23 protein-coding genes are annotated in these 21118 nt (G+C 54.2%); 15 read left to right on the top strand and 8 right to left on the bottom strand.

The genetic code is table 11. The features are described 5' to 3' along the window. Positions 1–105: 105 nt before the first annotated feature. The 12 genes from H6G62_RS07435 to H6G62_RS07485 all read left to right on the top strand — a co-directional run bounded on the left by H6G62_RS07435 (position 106) and on the right by H6G62_RS07485 (position 8869). Complete coding sequence (locus H6G62_RS07435; protein ID WP_190493596.1) at positions 106–441, top strand: DUF433 domain-containing protein; 336 nt, start codon at positions 106–108, stop codon at positions 439–441. 10 nt (positions 442–451) lie between these two features. Beyond that, positions 452–763 carry a nucleotidyltransferase family protein gene (locus H6G62_RS07440; RefSeq protein WP_190493598.1) on the top strand — a complete coding sequence of 104 codons (312 nt, stop codon included), beginning with the start codon at positions 452–454 and terminating at the stop codon, positions 761–763. Continuing rightward, a complete protein-coding gene (locus tag H6G62_RS07445; protein WP_190493600.1) occupies positions 760–1101 on the top strand; it encodes a HepT-like ribonuclease domain-containing protein in 342 nt (113 codons plus the stop codon). Before H6G62_RS07440 ends, H6G62_RS07445 begins: the two co-directional genes overlap by 4 nt. Next, positions 1098–1220 carry a hypothetical protein gene (locus tag H6G62_RS28280; RefSeq protein ID WP_277883007.1) on the top strand — a complete coding sequence of 41 codons (123 nt, stop codon included), beginning with the start codon at positions 1098–1100 and terminating at the stop codon, positions 1218–1220. Before H6G62_RS07445 ends, H6G62_RS28280 begins: the two co-directional genes overlap by 4 nt. Continuing rightward, complete coding sequence (locus H6G62_RS27310) at positions 1210–2562, top strand: restriction endonuclease subunit S (protein WP_199324815.1); 1353 nt, start codon at positions 1210–1212, stop codon at positions 2560–2562. The genes H6G62_RS28280 and H6G62_RS27310 overlap by 11 nt, the downstream gene beginning before the upstream one ends. A 54-nt stretch (positions 2563–2616) precedes the next feature. Further along, complete coding sequence (locus H6G62_RS07455) at positions 2617–3633, top strand: ATP-binding protein (RefSeq protein WP_190493602.1); 1017 nt, start codon at positions 2617–2619, stop codon at positions 3631–3633. Continuing rightward, positions 3630–4145 carry a hypothetical protein gene (locus H6G62_RS07460; protein WP_190493604.1) on the top strand — a complete coding sequence of 172 codons (516 nt, stop codon included), beginning with the start codon at positions 3630–3632 and terminating at the stop codon, positions 4143–4145. Before H6G62_RS07455 ends, H6G62_RS07460 begins: the two co-directional genes overlap by 4 nt. Positions 4146–4413: 268 nt before the next feature. Further along, positions 4414–4671, top strand: coding sequence for a DUF2442 domain-containing protein (locus tag H6G62_RS07465; protein WP_190493606.1), 258 nt, complete (start codon positions 4414–4416; stop codon positions 4669–4671). 8 nt (positions 4672–4679) lie between these two features. Next, the gene (locus H6G62_RS07470) at positions 4680–4961 is read left to right on the top strand and encodes a DUF2442 domain-containing protein (protein WP_190493608.1); all 282 of its coding nucleotides are present in this window, start codon (positions 4680–4682) and stop codon (positions 4959–4961) included. Continuing rightward, a complete protein-coding gene (locus H6G62_RS07475) occupies positions 4958–5152 on the top strand; it encodes a hypothetical protein (protein WP_190493610.1) in 195 nt (64 codons plus the stop codon). The genes H6G62_RS07470 and H6G62_RS07475 overlap by 4 nt, the downstream gene beginning before the upstream one ends. Next, positions 5145–5432, top strand: a complete 288-nt coding sequence (locus H6G62_RS07480) for a DUF2442 domain-containing protein (protein WP_190493611.1) — start codon at positions 5145–5147, stop codon at positions 5430–5432. Before H6G62_RS07475 ends, H6G62_RS07480 begins: the two co-directional genes overlap by 8 nt. Positions 5433–5602: 170 nt before the next feature. Continuing rightward, the gene (locus tag H6G62_RS07485) at positions 5603–8869 is read left to right on the top strand and encodes a type I restriction endonuclease subunit R (protein ID WP_190493612.1); all 3267 of its coding nucleotides are present in this window, start codon (positions 5603–5605) and stop codon (positions 8867–8869) included. A 131-nt stretch (positions 8870–9000) separates the two neighbouring features. Here the strand turns inward: H6G62_RS07485 and H6G62_RS07490 are convergent, their stop codons facing one another. After that, positions 9001–9189: a hypothetical protein gene (locus H6G62_RS07490; RefSeq protein ID WP_190493613.1), complete on the bottom strand. Its 189-nt coding sequence runs from the start codon at positions 9187–9189 to the stop codon at positions 9001–9003. Between the two features lie 292 nt (positions 9190–9481). Between H6G62_RS07490 and asnS the strand changes: the two genes are divergently transcribed. Continuing rightward, on the top strand, positions 9482–10867 hold the full coding sequence (asnS, locus tag H6G62_RS07495) for an asparagine--tRNA ligase (protein WP_190493614.1): 1386 nt from the start codon (positions 9482–9484) through the stop codon (positions 10865–10867). Between the two features lie 86 nt (positions 10868–10953). On the opposite strand, the gene rsmI is transcribed toward asnS, so the two are convergent. The 3 genes from rsmI to pcrA form a co-directional block, all read right to left on the bottom strand. Next, positions 10954–11826, bottom strand: a complete 873-nt coding sequence (gene rsmI / locus H6G62_RS07500) for a 16S rRNA (cytidine(1402)-2'-O)-methyltransferase (protein WP_190493615.1) — start codon at positions 11824–11826, stop codon at positions 10954–10956. A gap of 50 nt (positions 11827–11876) precedes the next feature. Continuing rightward, positions 11877–12635, bottom strand: coding sequence for a 3-oxoacyl-[acyl-carrier-protein] reductase (gene fabG, locus H6G62_RS07505; RefSeq protein WP_190493616.1), 759 nt, complete (start codon positions 12633–12635; stop codon positions 11877–11879). Positions 12636–12766: 131 nt separating this feature from the next. After that, positions 12767–15145 carry a DNA helicase PcrA gene (gene pcrA / locus H6G62_RS07510; protein ID WP_190493617.1) on the bottom strand — a complete coding sequence of 793 codons (2379 nt, stop codon included), beginning with the start codon at positions 15143–15145 and terminating at the stop codon, positions 12767–12769. 96 nt (positions 15146–15241) lie between these two features. Between pcrA and H6G62_RS07515 the strand changes: the two genes are divergently transcribed. Together H6G62_RS07515 and H6G62_RS07520 are read left to right on the top strand one after the other, a co-directional pair. After that, the gene (locus tag H6G62_RS07515) at positions 15242–16039 is read left to right on the top strand and encodes an SDR family NAD(P)-dependent oxidoreductase (RefSeq protein WP_190493618.1); all 798 of its coding nucleotides are present in this window, start codon (positions 15242–15244) and stop codon (positions 16037–16039) included. Positions 16040–16175: 136 nt separating this feature from the next. Next, positions 16176–17675, top strand: coding sequence for a DEAD/DEAH box helicase family protein (locus tag H6G62_RS07520; RefSeq protein ID WP_190493619.1), 1500 nt, complete (start codon positions 16176–16178; stop codon positions 17673–17675). A 102-nt stretch (positions 17676–17777) separates the two neighbouring features. Here the strand turns inward: H6G62_RS07520 and H6G62_RS07525 are convergent, their stop codons facing one another. The 4 genes from H6G62_RS07525 to H6G62_RS07540 form a co-directional block, all read right to left on the bottom strand. After that, complete coding sequence (locus tag H6G62_RS07525) at positions 17778–19163, bottom strand: ATP-binding protein (protein WP_190493620.1); 1386 nt, start codon at positions 19161–19163, stop codon at positions 17778–17780. 100 nt (positions 19164–19263) lie between these two features. Beyond that, entirely contained in the window at positions 19264–20124 is an 861-nt protein-coding gene (gene fghA, locus H6G62_RS07530) for an S-formylglutathione hydrolase (protein ID WP_190493621.1), read from the bottom strand. 149 nt (positions 20125–20273) lie between these two features. Further along, positions 20274–20744: an SsrA-binding protein SmpB gene (smpB, locus tag H6G62_RS07535; RefSeq protein WP_190493625.1), complete on the bottom strand. Its 471-nt coding sequence runs from the start codon at positions 20742–20744 to the stop codon at positions 20274–20276. Positions 20745–20790: 46 nt separating this feature from the next. Continuing rightward, the gene (locus tag H6G62_RS07540) at positions 20791–21057 is read right to left on the bottom strand and encodes a YciI family protein (protein ID WP_190493627.1); all 267 of its coding nucleotides are present in this window, start codon (positions 21055–21057) and stop codon (positions 20791–20793) included. Positions 21058–21118: the final 61 nt, after the last annotated feature.

Here is a 21118-nt window from a genome sequence, read left to right on the forward strand (position 1 = left end):
CTATGGGGTGCCGCAAACGTTGTCGGAGGAAGGCACCATCGCGATGGTAGCCTGCTCAAGCTGTGAGATGGCAATTCGGAAGTTTCTGTGATCGGGAGGGCAAACATGACAACATCTCTTTTAGAACGCATCACCATTGACCCGGAAATTTGCCATGGCAAACCCTGCATTCGGGGTTTGCGCTATCCGGTGGGGTTTCTGCTAGAGCTGTTGAGTTCAGAGATGACCCATGCTGCAATCTTGGAAGATTATGATGACCTGGAGGCGGAAGACTTTTTAGCCGTATTGTTATACTCCACCCAAGCCGGAGAAATATCTATCGGTAAAGCCGCCGTCATATCAGGCTATCCTAAACGAGATTTCATGGAAATGTTGGGCAAAAATGGTATTTCTATATTTGCTTATTCACCAGAAGAGTTGAGAGCTGACTTGGAACTATAACTTTGAAGCTATGACTACTCAAACCGGACTAGGAATTAAAGAGCTTTTGGCAGATAAGCGCGATGAAATCTTAGCCTTGGCCGCAAAGCATGGGGCTTACAATGTGCGCGTGTTTGGCTCAGTGGCCAGGGGTGAAGCTACCGCCGAAAGTGATGTGGATTTTTTGATTGACTATGACCTTAAAAAAATTACTCCCTGGTTTCCAGCAGGGCTCATGCTAGATTTGGAAAAATTGCTGAACCGGAAGGTGGATGTGGTTTCTGAAAACTCACTGCACTACTTTTTGCGAGATCGGATACTTCAGGAGGCGATCTCTTTATGAAAGATCCGAGGGTTTATATCATTCACATCCGAGATTGTATTTCCAGGATTGAGCAATATACCGTAGAAGGTGAATCAGCATTTTTTGAAGATCTAAAGACGCAGGATGCAGTCATTAGGAATTTGGAAGTCATGTGTGAGTCTATCTCACTACTTCCTGAAGAGTGGAAGAATTGTCATCTGGAAATGGACTGGTCTGGAATTGTTGGTTTTCGCAACATGCTGGCTCATCAGTATCTAGGACTTGAATTAGATTCTATTTGGGACGTTGTTCAAAATTATCTACCAAATCTAAGCCTCGCCATTGAAGCCATTGCAGAGGAGTTTTGGAACCAATGATGTTTGAAACTGAGAAGATGGCCCGACTGACGAAGCCCATGGAAGTACAGTTTGATGAGTCGGCACGGCTGGAGAAGGCGATTCGGGAGAATTTGCAGGGGTTGGGGTATGGATTCTAACAATGACAACGTAAACCAACTAGAACTACCCCCTGATGTTGCACCCTTACCCAAGAATTGGACATATAAAGTTCTAGGTGACTTGGTTGATCAATCCAGACGCATTTCATATGGCGTTGTTCAACCTGGCACCCAAAATCCCCAAGGCATTCCAATCATTCGGGTCAATAATTTGAGGCAAGGAAAGATCATCACTGAAGATCTCAAGCTTGTCGATCCGGAAATAGAGCAGAAATACGAAAGAACTCGTTTGCGAGGTGGTGAAGTTCTCCTTAGCTTGGTAGGTACACTCGGCGAAACAGCTATTGTTCCTAATGAGCTAGCAGGATGGAACGTAGCACGTGCTGTAGCAGTTATCCCAGGCCTTCCCAGCGTAAACAGCCGTTGGATTCATCTGTGTTTAAGATCACCCCAGGTACAGCACTATATTCGTACTTGGGCAACAACTACAGTTCAAGCGACTTTTAATCTCAGGGATGCAGCAAAGCTGCCTATCCCCATGCCACCCAAAGAAGAAATTGAAGTAATCGCCCATATCCTCGGCAGCCTCGACGACAAGATCGAACTCAACCAGCAGATGAACCAGACGTTAGAAGGCATTGCCCGCGCCCTCTTCAAGTCCTGGTTTATCGACTTCGACCCTGTCCGCGCCAAGCTCGACGGTCGCCAACCCTACGGCATGGACGCCGAAACCGCCGCCCTCTTCCCCAACTCCTTCGAGGACTCGCCACTGGGGAAAATTCCAAAGGGATGGGAGATACAGCCCCTTGACAAAATAGCTAATTTCCTAAATGGACTTGCTTTACAGAAATACCCTCCAGAAGACGAGAACTTCATTCCCGTTATCAAAATTGCTGAGATGAGAAAAGGAATTACTGAAAATAGTGGTAAAGCTAGCCCAAATATAGACGGTCAATATATCATTGCTGATGGAGAAATTCTATTTTCTTGGTCTGGAAGCCTTGAAGTAGTAATTTGGTGTGATGGGATAGGTGCCCTAAACCAGCATCTATTTAAGGTTACTTCTAACAAATATCCTAAGTGGTTTTTCTATCATTGGGTGAAATCTCACTTAGCAAATTTTCAGGCTATCGCGGCTAGCAAAGCAACTACAATGGGCCACATTCAGCGAAGACATTTAACAGAAGCATTAACTGTAGTGGCTCCTCAGCAAATTCTAGAAGTAGCTGATAAAGAAATGTCTCCACTGTTAGATAGGTTAATAGCAAATAAGCTTGAAAATCGGACTTTATCCTCAATTCGAGATTTCCTACTGCCAAAACTACTCTCTGGTGAAATTTGTGTTAAAGATGCTGAAGAAACTGTGGCAGAGGTGGCATAATAACCATCACTCTTGACAAACTCATTTCCAATAAAATTAGCTTGGAGATAACTAATGATAAATAGCTTTGAATTCAAAAACTTTGGGCCAGTCCATCAACTTAAGTGTGATAATTTAGGTCACATAAATTTAATTATTGGTGGCAATGGGACAGGTAAAACCATTATTTTGAAAGCTCTCTACAGTGCCATACGAACTTTGGAAGATTATAAGCGAGGCAACGAACCGCGCAATGCCTCTGAAATTCTTGCGGAGAAACTATATTGGACTTTTGAAGCAGAGAAAATCGGCGATCTTGTTAGCAAAGGAGCAGACGAACCATTATTTTTTAAGTTTATATTGGACGATAAAGAGTTTTGCTACGGATTCGGAAAAGATACGACTAAAATTATTCAGACTCTAGAAAATCATGTTTCTCCTCGAGACAGCAATTCAGTTTTTCTACCCACAAAGGAAGTTCTATCTTTGTACAAAATTATTTTAGAATCTCGCGAAGTGGGTAAAACTTTTGGTTTTGATGACACTTATCTTGATTTAGCACGAGCATTGCGTCAGCCTCCCAGAGGAGGCAAAAACTATCAAAACTTTGCCTTATCCCGCAAGCATCTAAATGAAATTCTGGATGGCAAGATTGAGTATGATGAAAGAACTGGGCGTTGGCAGTTCAAGAAAGGAAATCAAAAGTTTCCGATCGGTGTGACAGCGGAAGGCATTAAAAAAATTTCGATTCTTGATACTTTATTAGGAAATCGTTATCTTGATCCAAAGTCAGTGATTTTTATTGATGAACCAGAATCAGCACTACATCCAGCAGCTATTTCTAAATTTCTTGATATCATCGCCATTTTAGCTGAGTCTGGAATTCAGTTTTTTATGGCAAGCCATTCGTATTTTGTTATCAAAAAGCTGTTTCTTATTTCTCAAAAGCAAGATAGTCTCTCAATTCCAGTAATTTCTTCTGTAGATGATCATTGGAGTATTGCAAATCTAAAGGAAGGATTACCGGATAATCCAATCATTGACGAGTCAATTCAGCTTTACAAAGAAGAAGTGGACCTAGCATTGCAATGACAACTGAACCAATTGAAGAATCTGGAATGATATTTGGCCCCTACCCAGAAGGGCATTGCTTTTACATTGAAAAGTGTGAAACCTACAAAAAGATTGAGAATGGTGTAAAAATTGCAGAGTTTTTACTGCTACGTCCCCAGAAAGATCCTTCGCTCTGGGTTATTGAAGCAAAATCGAGTACACCTCATCCTGAAACCCAACCAAACTTTGATGAATTCATTGAAGAGATTCGAGACAAATTTACGAATTCGCTCACTTTGACTGTAGCAACTTGCTTAAAACGGCATTCCACCTATGGAGAATTGCCTGAACTATTTCAAACGGTTGATCTAGAAACAACAAATTTTAGATTGATATTGGTTATCAATGGTCATCAAGAAGAATGGCTTCCACCGCTACAAGATGCACTCAAGAAAGAACTCCATTGCACAGTAAAAACCTGGAATTTATCACCAACCTCTGTCGTAGTTCTGAATGATGCTATGGCTCGATCACAAGGACTAATTAGTTAAATATGAAATTAAGTTAGAAGTAATTCTCTATTGTCTTGTATCAGATGGAGCGTTTAAGAGTTTTCCTTAGTTTTGCCAAGAAGCTGGAATCATTCATACTGGCACCATGCAAGCACCGCCCGATCGGCAATTAGACCTGTTCCTATGAGTACTGCCCTCTGCCAACAAATCGCAGACACCGTCGGGCAGCTATTTGACTGCGCCGATGTAAACGGATTCGTTCGTATTCGTACCCCCTACCTCTACCCCGATTTTGAGGTCGCACAAAATGAATAAGCCCCACAACATTCAAAGCCTTGATTTTGATGCTCAGCGGATAATTTTAACCGTCGATGGTCAAACAGTCCGGTTGCCCATTACTGAAACCTCCCAACGGTTAGCTAATGCCTCAGAAACTGAGCGTAAAATTTATCAGGTCTCCCCCTCTGGCTACGGCATCCACTGGCCCACCCTAGACGAAGATCTCTCTATTGATGGGCTGGTCAGACTAGCGCAAACACAAGCTACCGAGAGCAAATCTTACTAACAAGTCTTATGCTGCTCGACATCATTGCGGTTTACCCACTGGATGGCCACAAGCTCCATCTCACCTTTGAAGATAACGTAGAAGGCATAGTTGATATCGCAAATATAATTGAGTTTACGGGAATATTTGAACCTCTTGTCAACCCGACTTATTTTGCCCAAGTCGCCGTCAATCCTGACCTAGGCACAATTAGCTGGCCCAACGGGGCCGATCTTGATCCCGATGTCCTCTACTCCGTAGTAACCGATCAACCCCTACCGAGTTACACCATCCTCTCTCACCGCCGATGAAAGCCATCATTCAAGCAGCCTTACAAGTTCTGATAGAGCATATGGAACCCTTGAAAGTCGCTCGTTTCGTCGCTGCCTGCAAACTTGGCGAAGGTGACTATCTAAAAACAAAAGATAATCTCTTTGCCAACGAAACCGTCGATAGTCTCTACGCGCAAATCCAGGTATTTGAGGCCGCACAAAATGAATAAGCGCCACAACATTCAAAGCCTTGATTTTGATAAACAGTGGATGATTTTAACGGTCGATGGCCAAACAGTTCGGTTGCCCATCCCTGAAACCTCCCAACGGTTAGCGAATGCCTCAGAAACTGAGCGCAAAATTTATCAGGTCTCGCCCTCTGGCTACGGCATCCACTGGCCCACCCTAGACGAAGATCTCTCTATCGATGGGCTACTCAGACTCAGTCGATCACAAAGTCCCCGTAGCCCTCACCCTAAATCCCTCTCCCAGGAGGGAGAGGGACTTTGAAAGGGTTTCCTGCGCCCCTCTCCCTCCTGGGAGAGGGGCTGGGGGTGAGGGCTGGATCATGGCAAAAAAGCATGTTTGCGATTTACTGAAGCTACCTTTCGCTAGCGTAGTGGGCATACTAACCCAGAACCATCTGCCACCCGCTCCACCAAACTCAAGGACTACCCCCCATGAGTCACTACGGCATGACCGAATCTGAGGTTGAAGCAGCCGCCCTCTACTACCTCAACCAACTCGGCTACACCACCCTCAACGGCTCCACCATCGCCCCCGGCGAACCCATTGCAGAGCGCGACAGCTACAGCGAAGTCGTCCTCACCCAACGCCTCCGCAGCGCCCTCACCCGCATCAACCCCCACATCCCCCCCGATGCCATCAACGAAGCCCTGCGCCAGATCATCCGCAGCGAAAGCCAAAACCTGGTCGAAAACAACCGCCGCTTCCACAAATTCCTCACCGATGGCGTCCCCGTCGCCTACCAAGACGGAGACCGCACCATCCACGACCAAGTCTGGCTGATCGACTTCCAGCAGCCCGACAACAACGACTGGCTCGCCGTCAACCAGTTCACCATCCACGAAAACGCTAACCGCCGCCCCGACATCGTCCTCTTCCTCAACGGCCTCCCCATCGCCGTCCTCGAACTCAAAAACGCCGCCGCCGAAAACGCCGACATCGACCACGCCTACAACCAGCTCCAGACCTACAAAAAAGACATCCCCAGCCTCTTCACCTACAACCAGGGGCTGGTCATCTCCGACGGCCTCAACGCCCAGGTGGGCACCCTCACCGCCGACCGCAGCCGCTTCATGCCCTGGCGCAATCCCCCCCCAGAAGCCAACACAGGGGCCAACACAGGGGCCAACACAGGGGCCAACACAGGGGCCAACACAGGGGCCAACACAGGGGCCAACAACCTCATCCCCTTCCCTAAACGCCGCCCACCCATCGCCGCCGATTCCGGGGGCACCTACCCCACCGACGCCACCAACCCCATGGAAGTGCTGCTCAAAGGCATCTTCCACCCCGAACGCTACCTCGATCTGATTCGCTACTTCACCGTCTTCGAGAGCGACGGCGAAACCCTAGTCAAAAAGATGGCGGGCTACCACCAGTACTACGCCGTCAACAAAGCCGTCGCAGCCACCCTCCGCGCCACCTCCAGCCAGGGCGACCAGCGGGCCGGGGTAATCTGGCATACCCAGGGTTCCGGCAAAAGCCTCTCCATGACCTTCTACGCGGGCAAGATCATCCAGCATCCGGCCATGGCCAACCCCACTCTGGTGGTGCTCACCGACCGCAACGACCTCGATGAGCAACTCTACACCACCTTCTCCAAATGCCAAGACCTGCTGCGGCAAACACCCCAGCAGGCGGAAGATCGGGCCGACCTCAAGGCCAAACTCCAGGTGGCCTCCGGGGGCATCGTCTTCACTACCATTCAAAAATTTTCCCCCGAAGAGCGGGGTGGCGACTACGACGCCCTCTCCCACCGCCGCAACATCGTCTTCATCGCCGACGAGGCCCACCGTTCCCAGTACGGCCTCAAAGCCCGCGTGGTGACCACCACAGACAAAGGCACTGGCCTTGAGGGAGCCTACACCGCCTACGGCTTCGCCAAATACCTGCGCGATGCCCTGCCCAACGCCTCCTTCATCGGCTTTACCGGCACCCCCATCGAGGCCACCGACAAAAACACCCAGCAAATCTTCGGCGACTACATCGACATCTACGACATCCAGCGGGCCGTGGAAGACGGGGCCACCGTCAAGATCTACTACGAAGCCCGCCTAGCCAAAATCGACCTCGACGCCAACGAGCGGCCCCACATCGACCCCAACTTTGAAGACGTCACCGAAGGGGAAGAACTGACCACCCGCGAAAGGCTGAAGAGCAAGTGGGCACAGCTCGAAGCCATGGTGGGCAGCCCCAAGCGTCTCTCCCTGGTCGCCGCCGACCTCGTGCAGCACTTCGAGAACCGCCTCGCCGCCATGGAGGGCAAAGGGCTGGTTGTGGCGATGAGCCGCCGCATCTGCGTCGAACTCTACGATCAGCTCATCGCGCTGCGCCCCGACTGGCACAGCGACGACGACACCACCGGAGCGATCAAAGTGGTGATGACCGGCAGCGCCTCCGACCCGGAAAGCTATCGCCCCCACATTCGCAGCAAAAAAGGCCGCGATGCCCTGGCCAAGCGCCTGCGCGACCTCGAAGACCCGCTTAAGCTGGTAATCGTCCGCGATATGTGGCTCACTGGCTTCGATGCCCCCTGCCTGCACATCATGTATGTGGACAAGCCCATGCGCGGCCACAACCTGATGCAGGCCATCGCCCGCGTCAACCGGGTGTTTGGCAGCAAAGCCGGGGGCCTGGTGGTGGACTACATCGGCATTGCCCAAGACCTGAAAGAAGCCCTGCAAGCCTACACCGAACGCGACCGAGGTCAGGCGGGCATCCCGATGGATCAAGCCCTGGCGCTGATGCAGGAGAAGTACGAAATCGTCGCGGGTCAGTTCCACGGGTTCGACTACCGCGCCTTCCACAGCGCTCCACCGCCCCAGCGCCTGACCATCCTCCGCAACGCCATGGATTGGCTGCTGCGCCCTGAAGCAGTAGAGGTGAAAGGCCCCCAGCGCTACATTCAAGCGGTGACCGAACTCTCCCAAGCCTTTGCCCTCTGCGCCGCCGAGGATGCGGCCCTAGCCATCCGCGAAGACGTGGGCTTTTTCCAGGCGGTGAAGGCGGGGCTGAGCAAACACACGGTGGAAGGAGGCAAGAGCCGAGCCGAGCTGGATGCCGCCGTGCGCCAGATCGTCTCCCGTTCCGTCGCCTCTGAGCAGGTGATCGACATCTTCGAGACCGCTGGGTTGGATAGGCCCGAACTCTCCATTCTTTCCGACCAGTTCCTGGCCGAGGTGCGCAACCTGCCCCAGAAAAACCTGGCTCTGGAGGTGCTACGCAAGCTGCTCAACGACGAGATCAAAGCCCGCTCCCGCAAGAACGTGGTGCAATCCCGCAACTTCTCGGAGATGCTGGAAGCCTCGATCCGCCGCTACCAGAACCGGGCGATCACCTCAGCGGAGGTGATCCAGGAGCTGATCAACCTGGCGGCAGATATGCGCGAGGCCAGCCGTCGGGGCATTGACCTGGGCCTGAGCGAGGCTGAGCTAGCCTTCTACGACGCCCTAGAGGTCAACGACAGTGCCGTGCAGGTGCTAGGGGATGAGACGTTGAAGGCCATTGCCCAGGAGCTAGTCAAGGCGATTCGCGGCCATGTGACGATTGACTGGACGGAGCGGGAAGCCGTGCGAGCGAAGCTGCGGGTGATGGTGAAGCGGCTGCTGAAGAAGTATGGCTATCCGCCCGATAAGCAGGAAAAGGCAACTCAGACCGTGTTGCAGCAGGCGGAAACCCTGTGCAAGGATTGGGCGGCTTAACCCCACCACAGACGCAGATCCAGAGGCCGATTCCTGGGGTACGGTTAATACATTTAGCCATCTCAAGCAAAGACTCAATCGTCTCAAAGCAAGTCCAATAAAGGGATTTGTGAGTCCAGTCTTAAGGCTGACTAGATCACAGGGTCTATCTTGGTGAGCAACATTGACTTCGTCGGCAAATTGAGGATCACCGCCTCAACTACTTCGCCAATCTGAATCAAGCAAACCCGATTCCCAGATCGATAAATCGCAGGAGCGAGGTCTCCCCGACCGCTGATGCCGAGGGCAAACAGGCGGATTTGGCCCCAGATCGCAAACATCGCAAACTACGATAGAGAATTCGGTTTGTCTCTTTAGTAGACTCAATAAACTCAAAATAAGTCTGATTAAGAGATAAATTGGTCTATTCATGAGACTACTTGCCAAAAAGAAACACCCATCAAGCCAAGCTAGGCTGAAGACCAATGTTCATGGGCAGTTGGAGTGGAAAAGACCTGTCGCTGGCGTTTTGATCGTTGACTTCGTTCTGGCCAACATAGGTGAGAATAGGGGGTAGAGTTTCCGTCCGTGTTTCCGTCCGTTGCCCTGCCCATCAACTATTTGCGCTGAACCATGCCACGTATTCGAGACATTTTGCACAACGGCACCCCAGGCCAAGCCATCACCCTGCAGGGCTGGGTTCGCACCAAGCGGGAGGGCAAGGGCCTCACCTTTTTGGAGGTAAACGATGGATCCTCTATGGCGGGGTTGCAGGTGGTGCTGAATGCCGACCTGGCCGACTACGACACGGTGGTGAAGGCGCTGACCACGGGATCCTCGGTGGAAATTGGCGGCGATTTAGTGGAATCTCCCGGCAAGGGCCAGCGGGTGGAACTTCAGGGCCAAACCATCACCGTCTTCGGTACGGCGGATGGCGAGACCTATCCCCTCCAGAAAAAGCGCCACTCCTTTGAGTTTCTGCGCGGCCTCGGCCATCTGCGCGCCCGCACCAACACCCTGGGGGCCGTGTTTCGGGTGCGGAATGCCTGCGCCCAGGCCATCCACCAGTTTTTCCAAGAGCAGGGCTTTCTGTGGATGCACACCCCCATCATCACCGCCAGCGATTGCGAGGGGGCGGGGGAAATGTTTGCGGTTACGGGTCTGGATTTAAACCAGGTGCCCAAAACCGCCGAGGGCAAGGTGGACTACGGCCAGGATTTCTTCGGCAAACCCGCCTATCTCACGGTGAGCGGTCAGCTAGAGGCGGAAATTATGGCCATGGCCTTTAAGGATGTCTACACCTTTGGCCCCACCTTCCGGGCCGAGAACTCCAACACCTCCCGCCACCTGGCCGAATTTTGGATGGTGGAGCCAGAAATGGCCTTCTGCGACCTAGTGGGCAACATGGATTTGGCGGAGGACTTCCTCAAGTACATCTTTAGCTCGGTACTAAATGCCTGCCCGGAGGACATGGAATTCTTCAACCAGCGCATCGACAATTCCGTCCTGGCCACCGCCGACAATATTATTAACAACACCTTCGAGCGCATCACCTACACCGAAGCGGTCAAGCTGTTGGAAAAGGCGGACAAGTCCTTTGAATTCCCCGTGGAGTGGGGCATTGACCTGCAATCCGAACACGAACGCTACCTGGCCGAAGACCTGTTCAAAAAGCCCGTCATCGTCACCGACTACCCCACGGGCATCAAAGCCTTCTATATGCGCCTCAATGATGGTGGTGAGACTGTCGCCGCCATGGACGTACTGGCTCCCAAGGTGGGGGAAATCATCGGCGGTTCCCAGCGCGAAGAACGGCTCGACATCCTCGAACGCCGCCTTCAGGAAGCGGGTTTGCCCATCGAAGATTACTGGTGGTACCTGGATCTGCGTCGCTTTGGCACCGTTCCCCACGCCGGATTTGGCCTTGGATTCGAGCGTTTGGTGCAGTTCATGACCGGAATGGGCAACATCCGCGATGTGATTCCCTTCCCCCGCACCCCCGACAGCATCGAATTTTAAGATCTCCTAGACCAGGTTTGTTTTTCAAAGTTTAGACGTTGTGGGAGAAGGAAGGCCAAGTCCGGCTAGAGGAGGTTCAGCGGTTTTTAGGGAATAAGCGGATCAATGTCCAAAGAAATCCTGTAGATGCGCTTTTTGGGCTGTCCGGTGGCCTGGGCCAGTTGGCGACTGGCATCAGCACGGGAGAGCCCTTGGTGAATTAGGCGTTCTAGTTCGGTGCGCAGGGCGTCATCGGAGAAGGCAATCTCGTCCTGGGGTGCCCCTTGAAGAATCACGGTAAATTCGCCCTTGGGCTCCTGAGTGTGGTAATAGGTCAGGGCCTCGTCTAGAGTGCCGTGCCAAAATTCCTCAAAGCGTTTAGTCAGTTCTCGGCCTAGGGTCAGGGGGCGATCTTCCCCTAGGCGTTCCCGTAAATCCGTCAAGGTTTTGACCAACTTATGGGGCGCTTCGTAGAGGATGATGGTGCGTTCTTCCCGTTGGATGGCCTCTAGGCGGGCGGTGCGGCCTGGGCCTTTGAGGGGCAAAAAGCCTTCAAACACAAACCGATCCGTGGGTTGCCCAGAAACACAAAGGGCCGTCATGGCGGCGGTGGGGCCAGGGATGGGTACGACGGGAAGATGGGCGGCGACACAGGCGACCACTAACTCATAGCCCGGATCGGAAATTCCCGGCATCCCAGCATCCGAGACTAGCGCCACAGAGTGCTGCCGTTCTTTTAGGTGGTGCAACACCTCCCCGATGCGACTTTGGCGGTTATGCTCGTGGTAGCTAATCTGGGGCGTGGTGATCTGAAAATGATGCAGCAGCTTGCCCGTGTGGCGGGTGTCCTCCGCCGCAATCAAATCGACCGATTGGAGAATGCGCACAGCCCGAAAGGTCATGTCCTCCAGGTTGCCTAGGGGGGTGCCCACCACATAGAGATGACCGGGCTTGGGATCCGAAGATGCGGCGTCAACCATGATATTTATCGTCCTAGCATCTATCGTCCTAGCCTCTGCTGATCTCCGGCCTAGGCCATCACCATACCGCCATCCACATTGAAGACCTGCCCCGTGATGTAAGCGGCAGCGGGATCAGCCGCGAGGAAACGCACCATCCCCGCAATATCGTCGGGTTTGCCAAATCGCCCCAGGGGAATGAACTTGAGAATTTCCTCGGTATTGGGCAAATCACCCGTCATGTCGGTTTCAATGAAGCCCGGAGCCACGGCATTCACGGTGACACCTCGACTCGCCATCTCCTTAGCCACGGTTTTGGTGAAGCCGATCACCCCGGCCTTGGCGGCGCTGTAGTTAGCCTGCCCTGGGTTGCCCATTTGCCCCGCCACCGAGGCAATGTTGATAATTCGCCCGGAGCGTTGCTTCAGCATCCCCTTAGCCACGGCCTTGGTGCAGAGGAACACACCAGTGAGGTTCAGGTCAATCACCGCCTGCCAGTCCTCCAATTTCATCCGCAGCAGCAGGGTATCGCGGGTAATGCCCGCATTGTTGACCAAAATATCAATCCGCCCAAAGGTCTCTAGGGTGCGGCTAATCAGGGCATCCACCTGCTCTGCCTGGGCAACATCCGCTTGCAGGGCGAGGGCTTGGCCCCCCTCAGCGGTAATGTGGGCCACGATCTCCTCAGCCGCCGTGGAGGAACGAGCGTAGTTCACCACTACCTTTGCGCCCTCCGTAGCTAGAGCTAGGGCAACGGCGCGGCCAATCCCCCGTGAAGCCCCTGTTACCAACGCGACCTGTCCCTCAAGCTGTTTCGCTGCCGTCGTCATGGCCAACCCTCTCCTGCGTCAACGTGGGATCTTTAGTGCTAGGGAATGCAACGCCCCTGTACCAACCGATCCGCCCCATCGTTGTATCACGAAATCGGCCCCTTCCGAACGCTTGCTACAGTCAATGGGTTTTACTCCGCCCGTTGCAGGGGGGAGAGTTTAGGATCGATAATCTTGCGTCCTTGCCCTTGAAACTGAATTGCAAGGCAAATTTTATTGCCCGCCCCAAAAATGTGGGTCACTTGCCCTGCCCCATAGGCTTTGTGAACCACGACATCCCCCACTTTCCAGTCGCGTTCGTGGGCACCGCTGCCCGGTTTGGCGGCAGATTCCCGTTGTTTTCTGGCCTCGCGCATGGGGGTACTGATTCGAGGTGTAGCGTGCTCTGATTTAGCGTTTCCTGAGCGGCGATGGGGACTGTTGCCGCTGACTAAATCCGTAGGCAATTCGGATAGGAAAACCGATGGACTAGCCATTTCTCGCTGACCATAGAGGCGACGTTCTCTGGCGTGGGAAATAAACAGTCGTTCCTGGGCGCGGGTGATACCCACGTAGCACAGGCGGCGTTCTTCTTCTAGGGCAGCAGGATCTTCCATCGAGCGATAGTTAGGAAATAAGCCCTCTTCCAAGCCCACCAAGAACACCACAGGAAACTCTAGCCCCTTGGAGGAATGGAGGGTCATTAGCGAAACTGCATTTTTGCCGTCCTTGGTATCGTCTAAATCCGAAGCCAAAGAAGCATTGGCTAAGAAGGCTTCTAGGGAAGGATCATCGACGTTCTCTTCTTCAAATTGCAGAACGGCGTTATAAAGTTCCTGTACGTTGCCAAACCGATCTTCGGCTTCGTCAGTGCCTTCAGCTTTTAGAGCCGCCAAATAACCACTATCGTCAAGGACACCCTGGATGATCGTGGAGGCTTTTTGATTCGCCATATCTTCCTGATGCTTTTTGATTACCTCGGCAAATTCCAACACGCCCCTAGCCGACCGTCCGGCCAAGGTTTTCACTGAAGTTTCGTCAGCTAAAATTTCCCACAGAGGCACTCCTAGGGTTTGGGCGGCTTGGTCTAGTTTGTCTAAAGTGCCTTTGCCAACGCCCCGTTTCGGTACGTTAATCACCCGCTTCAGGCTCACCGTGTCTGAGGGATTATTAATCAGCCGTAGATAGGCTAGAACGTCTTTAATTTCACGACGATCATAGAACCGCATTCCACCCACCACTTGATAGGGAATGCCGTAGCGGGTCAGCATTTCCTCAAAGGCGCGGGATTGGGCATTGGTGCGGTAGAGAATAGCAAAGTCGCCCCAGTTGAGTTCAGGATGCTGGGTTTCTAGGTGGCGAATTTGGCTGATCACAAAACTAGCTTCGGCAATTTCATCCTCGGCGTGGTAGATAAAAATACTTTCGCCCTCACCACGGGTGGGGCGCAGCACTTTATCAATGCGTTCGGTATTATTTTCAATCAGGTAATTGGCAGCTTCTAGAATATTAGATGTGGAGCGATAGTTTTCCTCTAGCTTGACCATCGTGCGAGTATCATCATCGGGTAAACCATCCCCAAAATCATCCTGAAAATTCATCAGAATGGTGAAATCCGCTGCCCTAAAGGAATAAATTGATTGATCTGCATCACCGACCACAAAAACAGACCGATAATCCCAATTTTTGTAATCAGAAATCTCTTCGCCATTGGTGGCCAAAAGGCGAATGAGTTCGTACTGGGTGCGGTTGGTATCTTGATATTCGTCTACCAAGACATGACGAAATCGTTTGTGCCAGTAGGCGAGTACCTGCTCGTTTTGCTGAAACAGGTAAACGGGCATCAAAATCAGGTCGTCGAAATCCAGGGCGTTGTTTTCGGCGAGGGCTTTTTGGTAGTGGCGATAGACATCGGCAATTACCCGTCCTCGATAGTTGGGTTGTTCTTGCTCTAGTTCGTCGGGGGAGAGTTTTTGATTTTTGGCGTTGCTGATGGCGAAACGTACAGAGCGAGGATTGAACTTTTTGTCATCCAAGTTAAGGGTTTGGGTGACGATGGTTTTGACTAAACTTTGGGCATCGGATTCATCAAAAATCGAAAAGCTCTTAGTCCAGCGATAGCCTGCGGGGTGTTGGTATTTTTCAATATCAAATCGCAAAATTCGGGCACAAAGGGCGTGGAAGGTGCCAATCCACAGATGTTTAGTAATGTTTTTGTAGACCTGGGACTTTAGCTTAGTTTGCTCGTAATCCGATAGGGCTGACAGGGATTTACCATGCTTGGCCTGGGCATCCTGTTCGGCAAACAAAATCTCGATCCGCTCCTTCATTTCCTTAGCGGCTTTGTTGGTGAAGGTGACGGCCAAGATATTTTCGGGATCGATGCGGTGGGTGAGCACCAGATTGGCGATGCGGTACGTTAGGGCGCGGGTTTTGCCCGATCCGGCTCCGGCCACCACCAGCAGCGGGCCGCAGAAATGCTCGACGGCTTGACGTTGGGCGGGGTTGAGGGGGGCGAGAAAGTTCGTCATGGAGCCGGGGTGGAATTTTGCCTATCTAGTATGACACTCTGACTCGCGCCCGTTGGCATGGGTTAGGCTAAGAAGGTCGGCTTTGGTAGCGGTGCTATGCCCTTTGGAACGTCCCTAGCTGCGGCCAATGCGTTGATTGTGGGGGCCAGCCAGGGCATTGGCCTGGGGTTTGTGCAGCAATTGGTGATGGATGGCCGCTTTGGTCGGGTCTATGGCACCTATCGTCGTCCAGAAACCGCTGGAGCCTTGCTGGCCTTGGCCCAGGCCCACCCCCACCTGACGCCCCTGAAGATGGATGTGACGGAGGAGGAGAGCATTACCCAGGCCGTCCAGGATCTTCAGGCTAACCTGCAAGCCAACCTATCTATGCCCGCAACCCCGCCCCGCCTACATCTCGTGGTTTACTGTGTCGGGCTTCTCCACGACGCCACCTTTCAGCCCGAAAAAAGTGTACGGCAGCTAACGAGCGACCAATTGCTGCGGTCGTTTCAGGTGAATGCGGTGGGAGCCGCCCTGCTCACCAAGCATCTGTTTCCCTTGCTCAACCACGACCAGCCCAGCGTTTTTGGGGCGATTTCTGCCAAGGTGGGCAGCATTGGCGATAACCGCTTGGGCGGCTGGTACGGCTATCGGGCCTCCAAGGCGGCGCTGAATATGCTGATCAAGACCGCTTCCCTGGAATACGCCCGCAAAAGCCCCAACACCATCTTCGCCCTCCTCCACCCCGGCACCACCGATACTCGCCTCTCCCAACCCTTTCAACGGGGAGTGCCGCCAGAGAAATTGTTCCCCGTCTCGCGCACCGTAGCCCAGTTGATGACCGTCATCGACAACCTAGAGCCCACGGACAGCGGCGAATTTTTGAGCTGGGACGGTAGCCGTTTACCCTGGTAGAATCCCTGGCCTCTGGCCAGATGGGGCCAGCCCTGGGGTGGGCATCTAGGGAAAAACGTCGTCCCTTTTCGGTACAGCCCATAGGGTATCTTGGGGTGGTATGAGCCGCCAATTGTGAGCTACAACTTGTGAACCGATGGGCCGTACTCCCACCCTCACCTACGACCGGGGCACGCTGATTTTGCACCCGCCCCCACGGGGGAAGGGCTGGATGGATTTTGCCCACTGGGACGACCGGGTGGAAAAATTCCGCATTCCAGCCCATCAGTACCGTGCTCTGGTGGAAACCCTACGGGCGGAACAGGTGCCGTTTACCGATCAGGCCCAGGGGTTTCAGCCGTTGGATTTGGCCCCCAAGGTGACGATGGAGCCCTATGCCCACCAGCGGGAAGCCTTGGCCGCGTGGGTGGGGAACCGCTGGCGAGGGGTGGTGGTGTTGCCCACGGCTTCCGGCAAGACCTATCTGGCCCAGATGGCGATGCAGGCCACGCCTCGCAACACCTTGATCACCGTACCGACGCTGGATTTGATGCACCAGTGGTATGCCCATTTGGAAGCGGCCTTTCCCGATGTAGAGGTGGGGCTGTTGGGCGGTGGGTCGAAGGATCGTACCCCGATTTTGGTGGCCACCTACGACAGTGCCGCCATCCACGCCGAAAGCCTGGGCAACCAGTACGCCCTGCTGATTTGCGACGAATGTCATCACCTGCCCAGTGACTTTAACCGGGTAATTGCCGAATATTCCATCGCGCCCTATCGCCTGGGGTTAACGGCGACCCCCGACCGCGCCGATGGTCGCCACGAAGACCTGACCCACCTGCTAGGAGCCGTGGTTTACGAGAAATCAGCGGCGGATCTCTCTGGTCAAGCCCTCGCCCCCTTCGAGATTGTGTCGATTAAGGTGAAGCTCTCTAACCAGGAACGCCATCGCTATGATGAACGGATCGCCCAGCGCAACCGCTTTTTGCAGGAGGCCAACATTTGGCTGAGTTCCGCCGAGGGCTGGCAGCGATTTGTGCGAGCCAGTGCCCAATCCCAAGCCGGACGACGGGCCATGCTGGCGCACCGAGAGGCCAAAACCATCGCCCTCGGCACCGAAGGCAAGCTGCGCGTCTTGGAAGACCTGTTGGCCCAGCACCACCCAGAGCGCACCCTTGTCTTCACCAACGATAACGCGACGGTGTACCGCATCTCCCAAAGCTTTCTCATCCCCGCCATCACCCACCAAACCCCGGTGAAGGAACGCCACGCCATCCTGCAAGCCTTCCGCCAGGGCGACTATCCCACCCTCGTCGTCAGCCACGTCCTCAACGAAGGGGTGGATGTGCCCGACGCCCGCATCGCCATTTTGCTATCGGGGACGGGATCCACCCGCGAGTATGTGCAGCGCCTAGGCCGCATCCTTCGCAAGGGCAGCGGCAATAAACAGGCCATCCTCTACGAAGTGGTAGCGGAGGAAACCACCGAAGAAGCTATCTCCCAGCGGCGACGGCAAACCGCCCAGCCCAAAGCCCCCCGCCAACTGGAACTGGTGCCCGTCAAACCTGTCTATGCCGTGGAGGACACCCCTCTAGCCAAGGTCGCCGACCCCGGCCCGGATACCCCCTATCCCGATACGCCGCCCCCCAATGGGTAGGGGTTCCAGCCCCAATCTGAACCCTAAAATCCCGCATCCCAACCTGACAACCGTAGGGGCGAGGTTTCCTCGCCCAATCCTCGCCCAATGCCGCGGATGGCGCTACGGTTTGCTCCCGCCCTGGGGCAATAGCACGGTGACGGTGGTGCCCTGGTTGAGTTGGCTGTCTAAATAAATGTGGCCGCGATGGGTGTCTACAATCACCTTAGCAATCGCTAAGCCTAGGCCCGTCCCCTGATCGCCACTGCGCAGTCGAGCCGGATCGGCCCGATAGAAGCGATCAAAGCTGTGGGCCAATGCCTCGGCATCCATGCCAATGCCCGTATCTTGAACCGTGACCTGCACCCACGCTTGCCCCTGCTGTTTGATGGGCTTGACCGCTACGGAGACCCGTCCCCCCGCTGGCGTGTACTGCAACGCATTACCGATCAGATTGGTGAAGAGTCGGGTGAGTTGGCTGGCATCGCCCCCGACGACGAGGGCATGTTTGTGATCTAGCAGGGCAGGCTTGGCGGGCAACATTGAGCTAGACCGTGGCCCTGGATCGCCGATATCGGGCTCGTAGATCAGATCAAGCTGCTTTTCGGTGGCGATCACCTGTTGTTCTTCCAAAACCTCCTCTAGCACCCCCCCCAACATAATGGAGGCAGGGGTAAAGGCGATCAACCCGCTTTCCTGGCGGGCCAAAAACAGCAGATCATCCACCAGTCGCCCTAGGCGTCGGGTGAGGCGCTCAATCACCTGGAACTGCCGCTGCTGGGTGGTCACATCGGGGTCGGGGTCAGACAGGGCCACCTGGGCATTGGTTTGAATCACCGCGATGGGGTTGCGCAGTTCGTGGGAGGCATCCGCCGTGAATTGCTTGAGCTGTTGGTAGGAGTCGCGCACGGGGGCCATGGCAATCCCCGACAGCAGCCAACCAATCCCCGCCACCGCCCCCACCATCAGGCTCGTACCCAGGGCCAAATCCACAATCAGCCGCCGACTGGGCTTGGTTACCTCAAACCAGGGATGGCTCACCCGCAGATAGCCCAACACCTGCCCCTCCACCTCCACCCGCTCGGTAATTTGTCGCAGAATGAATTCCGGTGCAACCCGCACCGTCTCCCCGGCAGGGTTCACATGGAGCGGTAGGGGCAGCAGGTCTGAGAGCGTAGACCAGAGCAGCACCCCGCCCGGACTAAACCACTCCAAATCAATGTGGTCATCCTCCACGGTGTGGGCATTGTCGCGAAAGCTGGCCTCCACATTCACCTGAAGACTGGGGGCGGGCATCAGACGGGTGGGGGAAGGCGGAATCTGATCGGGGCTGGGCTCAATCACCAGCGACCGCTCCACAATTTCCACCACATGATTGAGGGTGTCATCCACCCGTTCCACTAGCGTCGTTCGCACATAGAGGTAAACCCCACTGGCAAACAGCAGCAGCAGCACCGCCGTTACCGCCGTATACCAAAGCGCCAACCGCTGACGAGTCGCCTGAAACACCCCGATTCTCCCTAGAGCCCTGTGCCTTGCACCCTACCATGCCATGAACTAGTCAGACCCAGGAAGCCGCGTTCCTAAACGTCCCTAAAAGACCCAACCCCTAGGCATTCAGGATGGCCCCATGGTGGCGCAGGTGATCGGCCACAAAGGTCGCGATGAAGTAGTAGCCGTGGTCGTAGCCCGGTTGCATCCGCAGGGTGAGGGGCTGTCCGGCTTCCTGACAGGCCGCCTCGAAGACCTCTGGCAATAGTTGCCCCTCGGCCAAAAAGGGATCGGCGTTGCCCTGGTCGATCAGGATAGGGCGGTTGGCCTGGGCGTGGGTTTTCACGAGATGGCTGGCATCGTAAGTGTTCCACAGGGTTTTATCCTCCCCCAAATAACCGCTAAAAGCTTTTTGACCCCAGGGGCATTGGCTGGGAGCCGCGATGGGCGCAAAGGCTGAAATAGACTTAAACAAATGGGGATTACGGAGACCGCAGACCAAGGCTCCGTGCCCGCCCATGGAATGGCCAAAAATGCCCTGGCGATCCGGCTGAACGGCAAAGTTGGCGGCGATCAGTTCCGGCAGTTCCACCACCACGTAGCTATACATGCGGTAGTGGCGGCTCCAGGGGGGTTGGGTGGCGTTGACGTAGAACCCCGCCCCGAGGCCAAAGTCCCAAGCGTCGGCCTCGTCGGGGATGGCTTCCCCACGGGGGCTGGTATCGGGGGCCACCAGCATCAGTCCTTGCTCCGCCGCATAGCCCTGAGCTCCGGCCTTAGCGGTAAAGTTTTCCTCGGTGCAGGTCAGCCCCGATAGGTAGTACAACACGGGCACCGGGCCGTTTTGGGCTTGGGGCGGAATGAAGACCGAAAACCGCATTTCGCACTGGCACTGACTGGAAAAATGGCTGTAGTAGCCCACAGTGCCGCCAAAGCAGGCGTGTTGATTGTGAAGCGTGAGGAGGGAAGAGGATGGCATGTCGGTTTAACCCGGTTACGGCACGAAAAAACGGTTAGTAGTACCGCTGTCTTGGCGCTTCAGCGGAGGTAGGGTAAGGGGCCATCATCTATCGGCTCCTCTGTATTCCCAACAGATCTAATCTTCAGGGAAAATATCCAGGGAAAAGTCTACCCCCGTCCGCTGAGGGTGCGATCCGTTTCCCGTTTTTCCTGTTTGCGCTTGAGGGATTCCCGCTTGTCGTGGAGTTTTTTGCCTCGCGCTAGGGCAATGCTGACCTTAATCCAGCCACCCTTCAGGTACATCTTGAGGGGCACTAAGGTCAGCCCCTTTTGTTCCACCTTACCGATCAGCTTGCGAATTTCGTCCCGGTGCATCAACAGCCGTCGAGGGCGTTTGGCCTCGTGGTTATAGGCCTTGTTGGTCATGGTGTGGGGGGAAATGTGGATATTCTGAAGCCACATCTCGCCGTCTTTAAGTTGGGCAAAGCCATCCCGCAGGTTCACCTTGCCCTGGCGAATAGACTTCACCTCCGACCCCAGCAACTCAATGCCCGCTTCGTAGGTCTCTAGAATTTCATACTCGTGGCGGGCCTGACGGTTATCGCTAACGACCTTAAACCCTTTGCTCTCGTCCGCCATACGGCCCTCCTTCCCCGGTGACAATGATGTCGCTGTCCAAATCTTCCTACTCCACCACCACCCGCCACTCGTGGAGCTCGTAGTTAACGCAGTGGTGTTTAACCAGCGGATCCGCCGCTACAATCGCTTCCGCCTCGGCCCTAGACTCGGCCCAGAATATCAGCATACCACCCCCATATTCAGCCCAGTAGCCCGTTTTGGCGCGGTGGCCCTGGGCAATCAGGTCTTTCACGTAGGCCACATGGGCGGGCACAAACTGATCGAAGGTGGGCTTATCGACCACCCCTTTTTCAATTTTGACAAACCAGGGCATGGGCAGAGGAGGTAGAACGTAAACACCAAGCCCAGAATAGGACGTAAGATGCGGAATGTGA

The organism is Phormidium sp. FACHB-1136, assembly GCF_014697375.1.
Taxonomy (GTDB): Bacteria; Cyanobacteriota; Cyanobacteriia; order Phormidesmidales; family Phormidesmidaceae; genus Nodosilinea.

Bases quoted from the DNA above. Each gene is read 5' to 3' on its own strand.
- H6G62_RS07470 (WP_190493608.1), top strand. From the start codon at position 4,680: ATGCTGCTCGACATCATTGCGGTTTACCCACTGGATGGCCACAAGCTC.
- H6G62_RS07440 (WP_190493598.1), top strand. From the start codon at position 452: ATGACTACTCAAACCGGACTAGGAATTAAAGAGCTTTTGGCAGATAAG.
- H6G62_RS07480 (WP_190493611.1), top strand. From the start codon at position 5,145: ATGAATAAGCGCCACAACATTCAAAGCCTTGATTTTGATAAACAGTGG.
- H6G62_RS07465 (WP_190493606.1), top strand. From the start codon at position 4,414: ATGAATAAGCCCCACAACATTCAAAGCCTTGATTTTGATGCTCAGCGG.
- H6G62_RS07445 (WP_190493600.1), top strand. From the start codon at position 760: ATGAAAGATCCGAGGGTTTATATCATTCACATCCGAGATTGTATTTCC.
- H6G62_RS07455 (WP_190493602.1), top strand. From the start codon at position 2,617: ATGATAAATAGCTTTGAATTCAAAAACTTTGGGCCAGTCCATCAACTT.
- H6G62_RS07460 (WP_190493604.1), top strand. From the start codon at position 3,630: ATGACAACTGAACCAATTGAAGAATCTGGAATGATATTTGGCCCCTAC.
- rsmI (WP_190493615.1), bottom strand. From the start codon at position 11,826: ATGGTTGACGCCGCATCTTCGGATCCCAAGCCCGGTCATCTCTATGTG.
- pcrA (WP_190493617.1), bottom strand. From the start codon at position 15,145: ATGACGAACTTTCTCGCCCCCCTCAACCCCGCCCAACGTCAAGCCGTC.
- H6G62_RS07435 (WP_190493596.1), top strand. From the start codon at position 106: ATGACAACATCTCTTTTAGAACGCATCACCATTGACCCGGAAATTTGC.
- H6G62_RS07475 (WP_190493610.1), top strand. From the start codon at position 4,958: ATGAAAGCCATCATTCAAGCAGCCTTACAAGTTCTGATAGAGCATATG.
- H6G62_RS28280 (WP_277883007.1), top strand. From the start codon at position 1,098: ATGATGTTTGAAACTGAGAAGATGGCCCGACTGACGAAGCCCATGGAA.
- H6G62_RS07520 (WP_190493619.1), top strand. From the start codon at position 16,176: ATGGGCCGTACTCCCACCCTCACCTACGACCGGGGCACGCTGATTTTG.
- fabG (WP_190493616.1), bottom strand. From the start codon at position 12,635: ATGACGACGGCAGCGAAACAGCTTGAGGGACAGGTCGCGTTGGTAACA.
- H6G62_RS07515 (WP_190493618.1), top strand. From the start codon at position 15,242: ATGCCCTTTGGAACGTCCCTAGCTGCGGCCAATGCGTTGATTGTGGGG.
- smpB (WP_190493625.1), bottom strand. From the start codon at position 20,744: ATGGCGGACGAGAGCAAAGGGTTTAAGGTCGTTAGCGATAACCGTCAG.
- asnS (WP_190493614.1), top strand. From the start codon at position 9,482: ATGCCACGTATTCGAGACATTTTGCACAACGGCACCCCAGGCCAAGCC.
- fghA (WP_190493621.1), bottom strand. From the start codon at position 20,124: ATGCCATCCTCTTCCCTCCTCACGCTTCACAATCAACACGCCTGCTTT.
- H6G62_RS27310 (WP_199324815.1), top strand. From the start codon at position 1,210: ATGGATTCTAACAATGACAACGTAAACCAACTAGAACTACCCCCTGAT.
- H6G62_RS07490 (WP_190493613.1), bottom strand. From the start codon at position 9,189: ATGTTTGCGATCTGGGGCCAAATCCGCCTGTTTGCCCTCGGCATCAGC.
- H6G62_RS07485 (WP_190493612.1), top strand. From the start codon at position 5,603: ATGAGTCACTACGGCATGACCGAATCTGAGGTTGAAGCAGCCGCCCTC.
- H6G62_RS07540 (WP_190493627.1), bottom strand. From the start codon at position 21,057: ATGCCCTGGTTTGTCAAAATTGAAAAAGGGGTGGTCGATAAGCCCACC.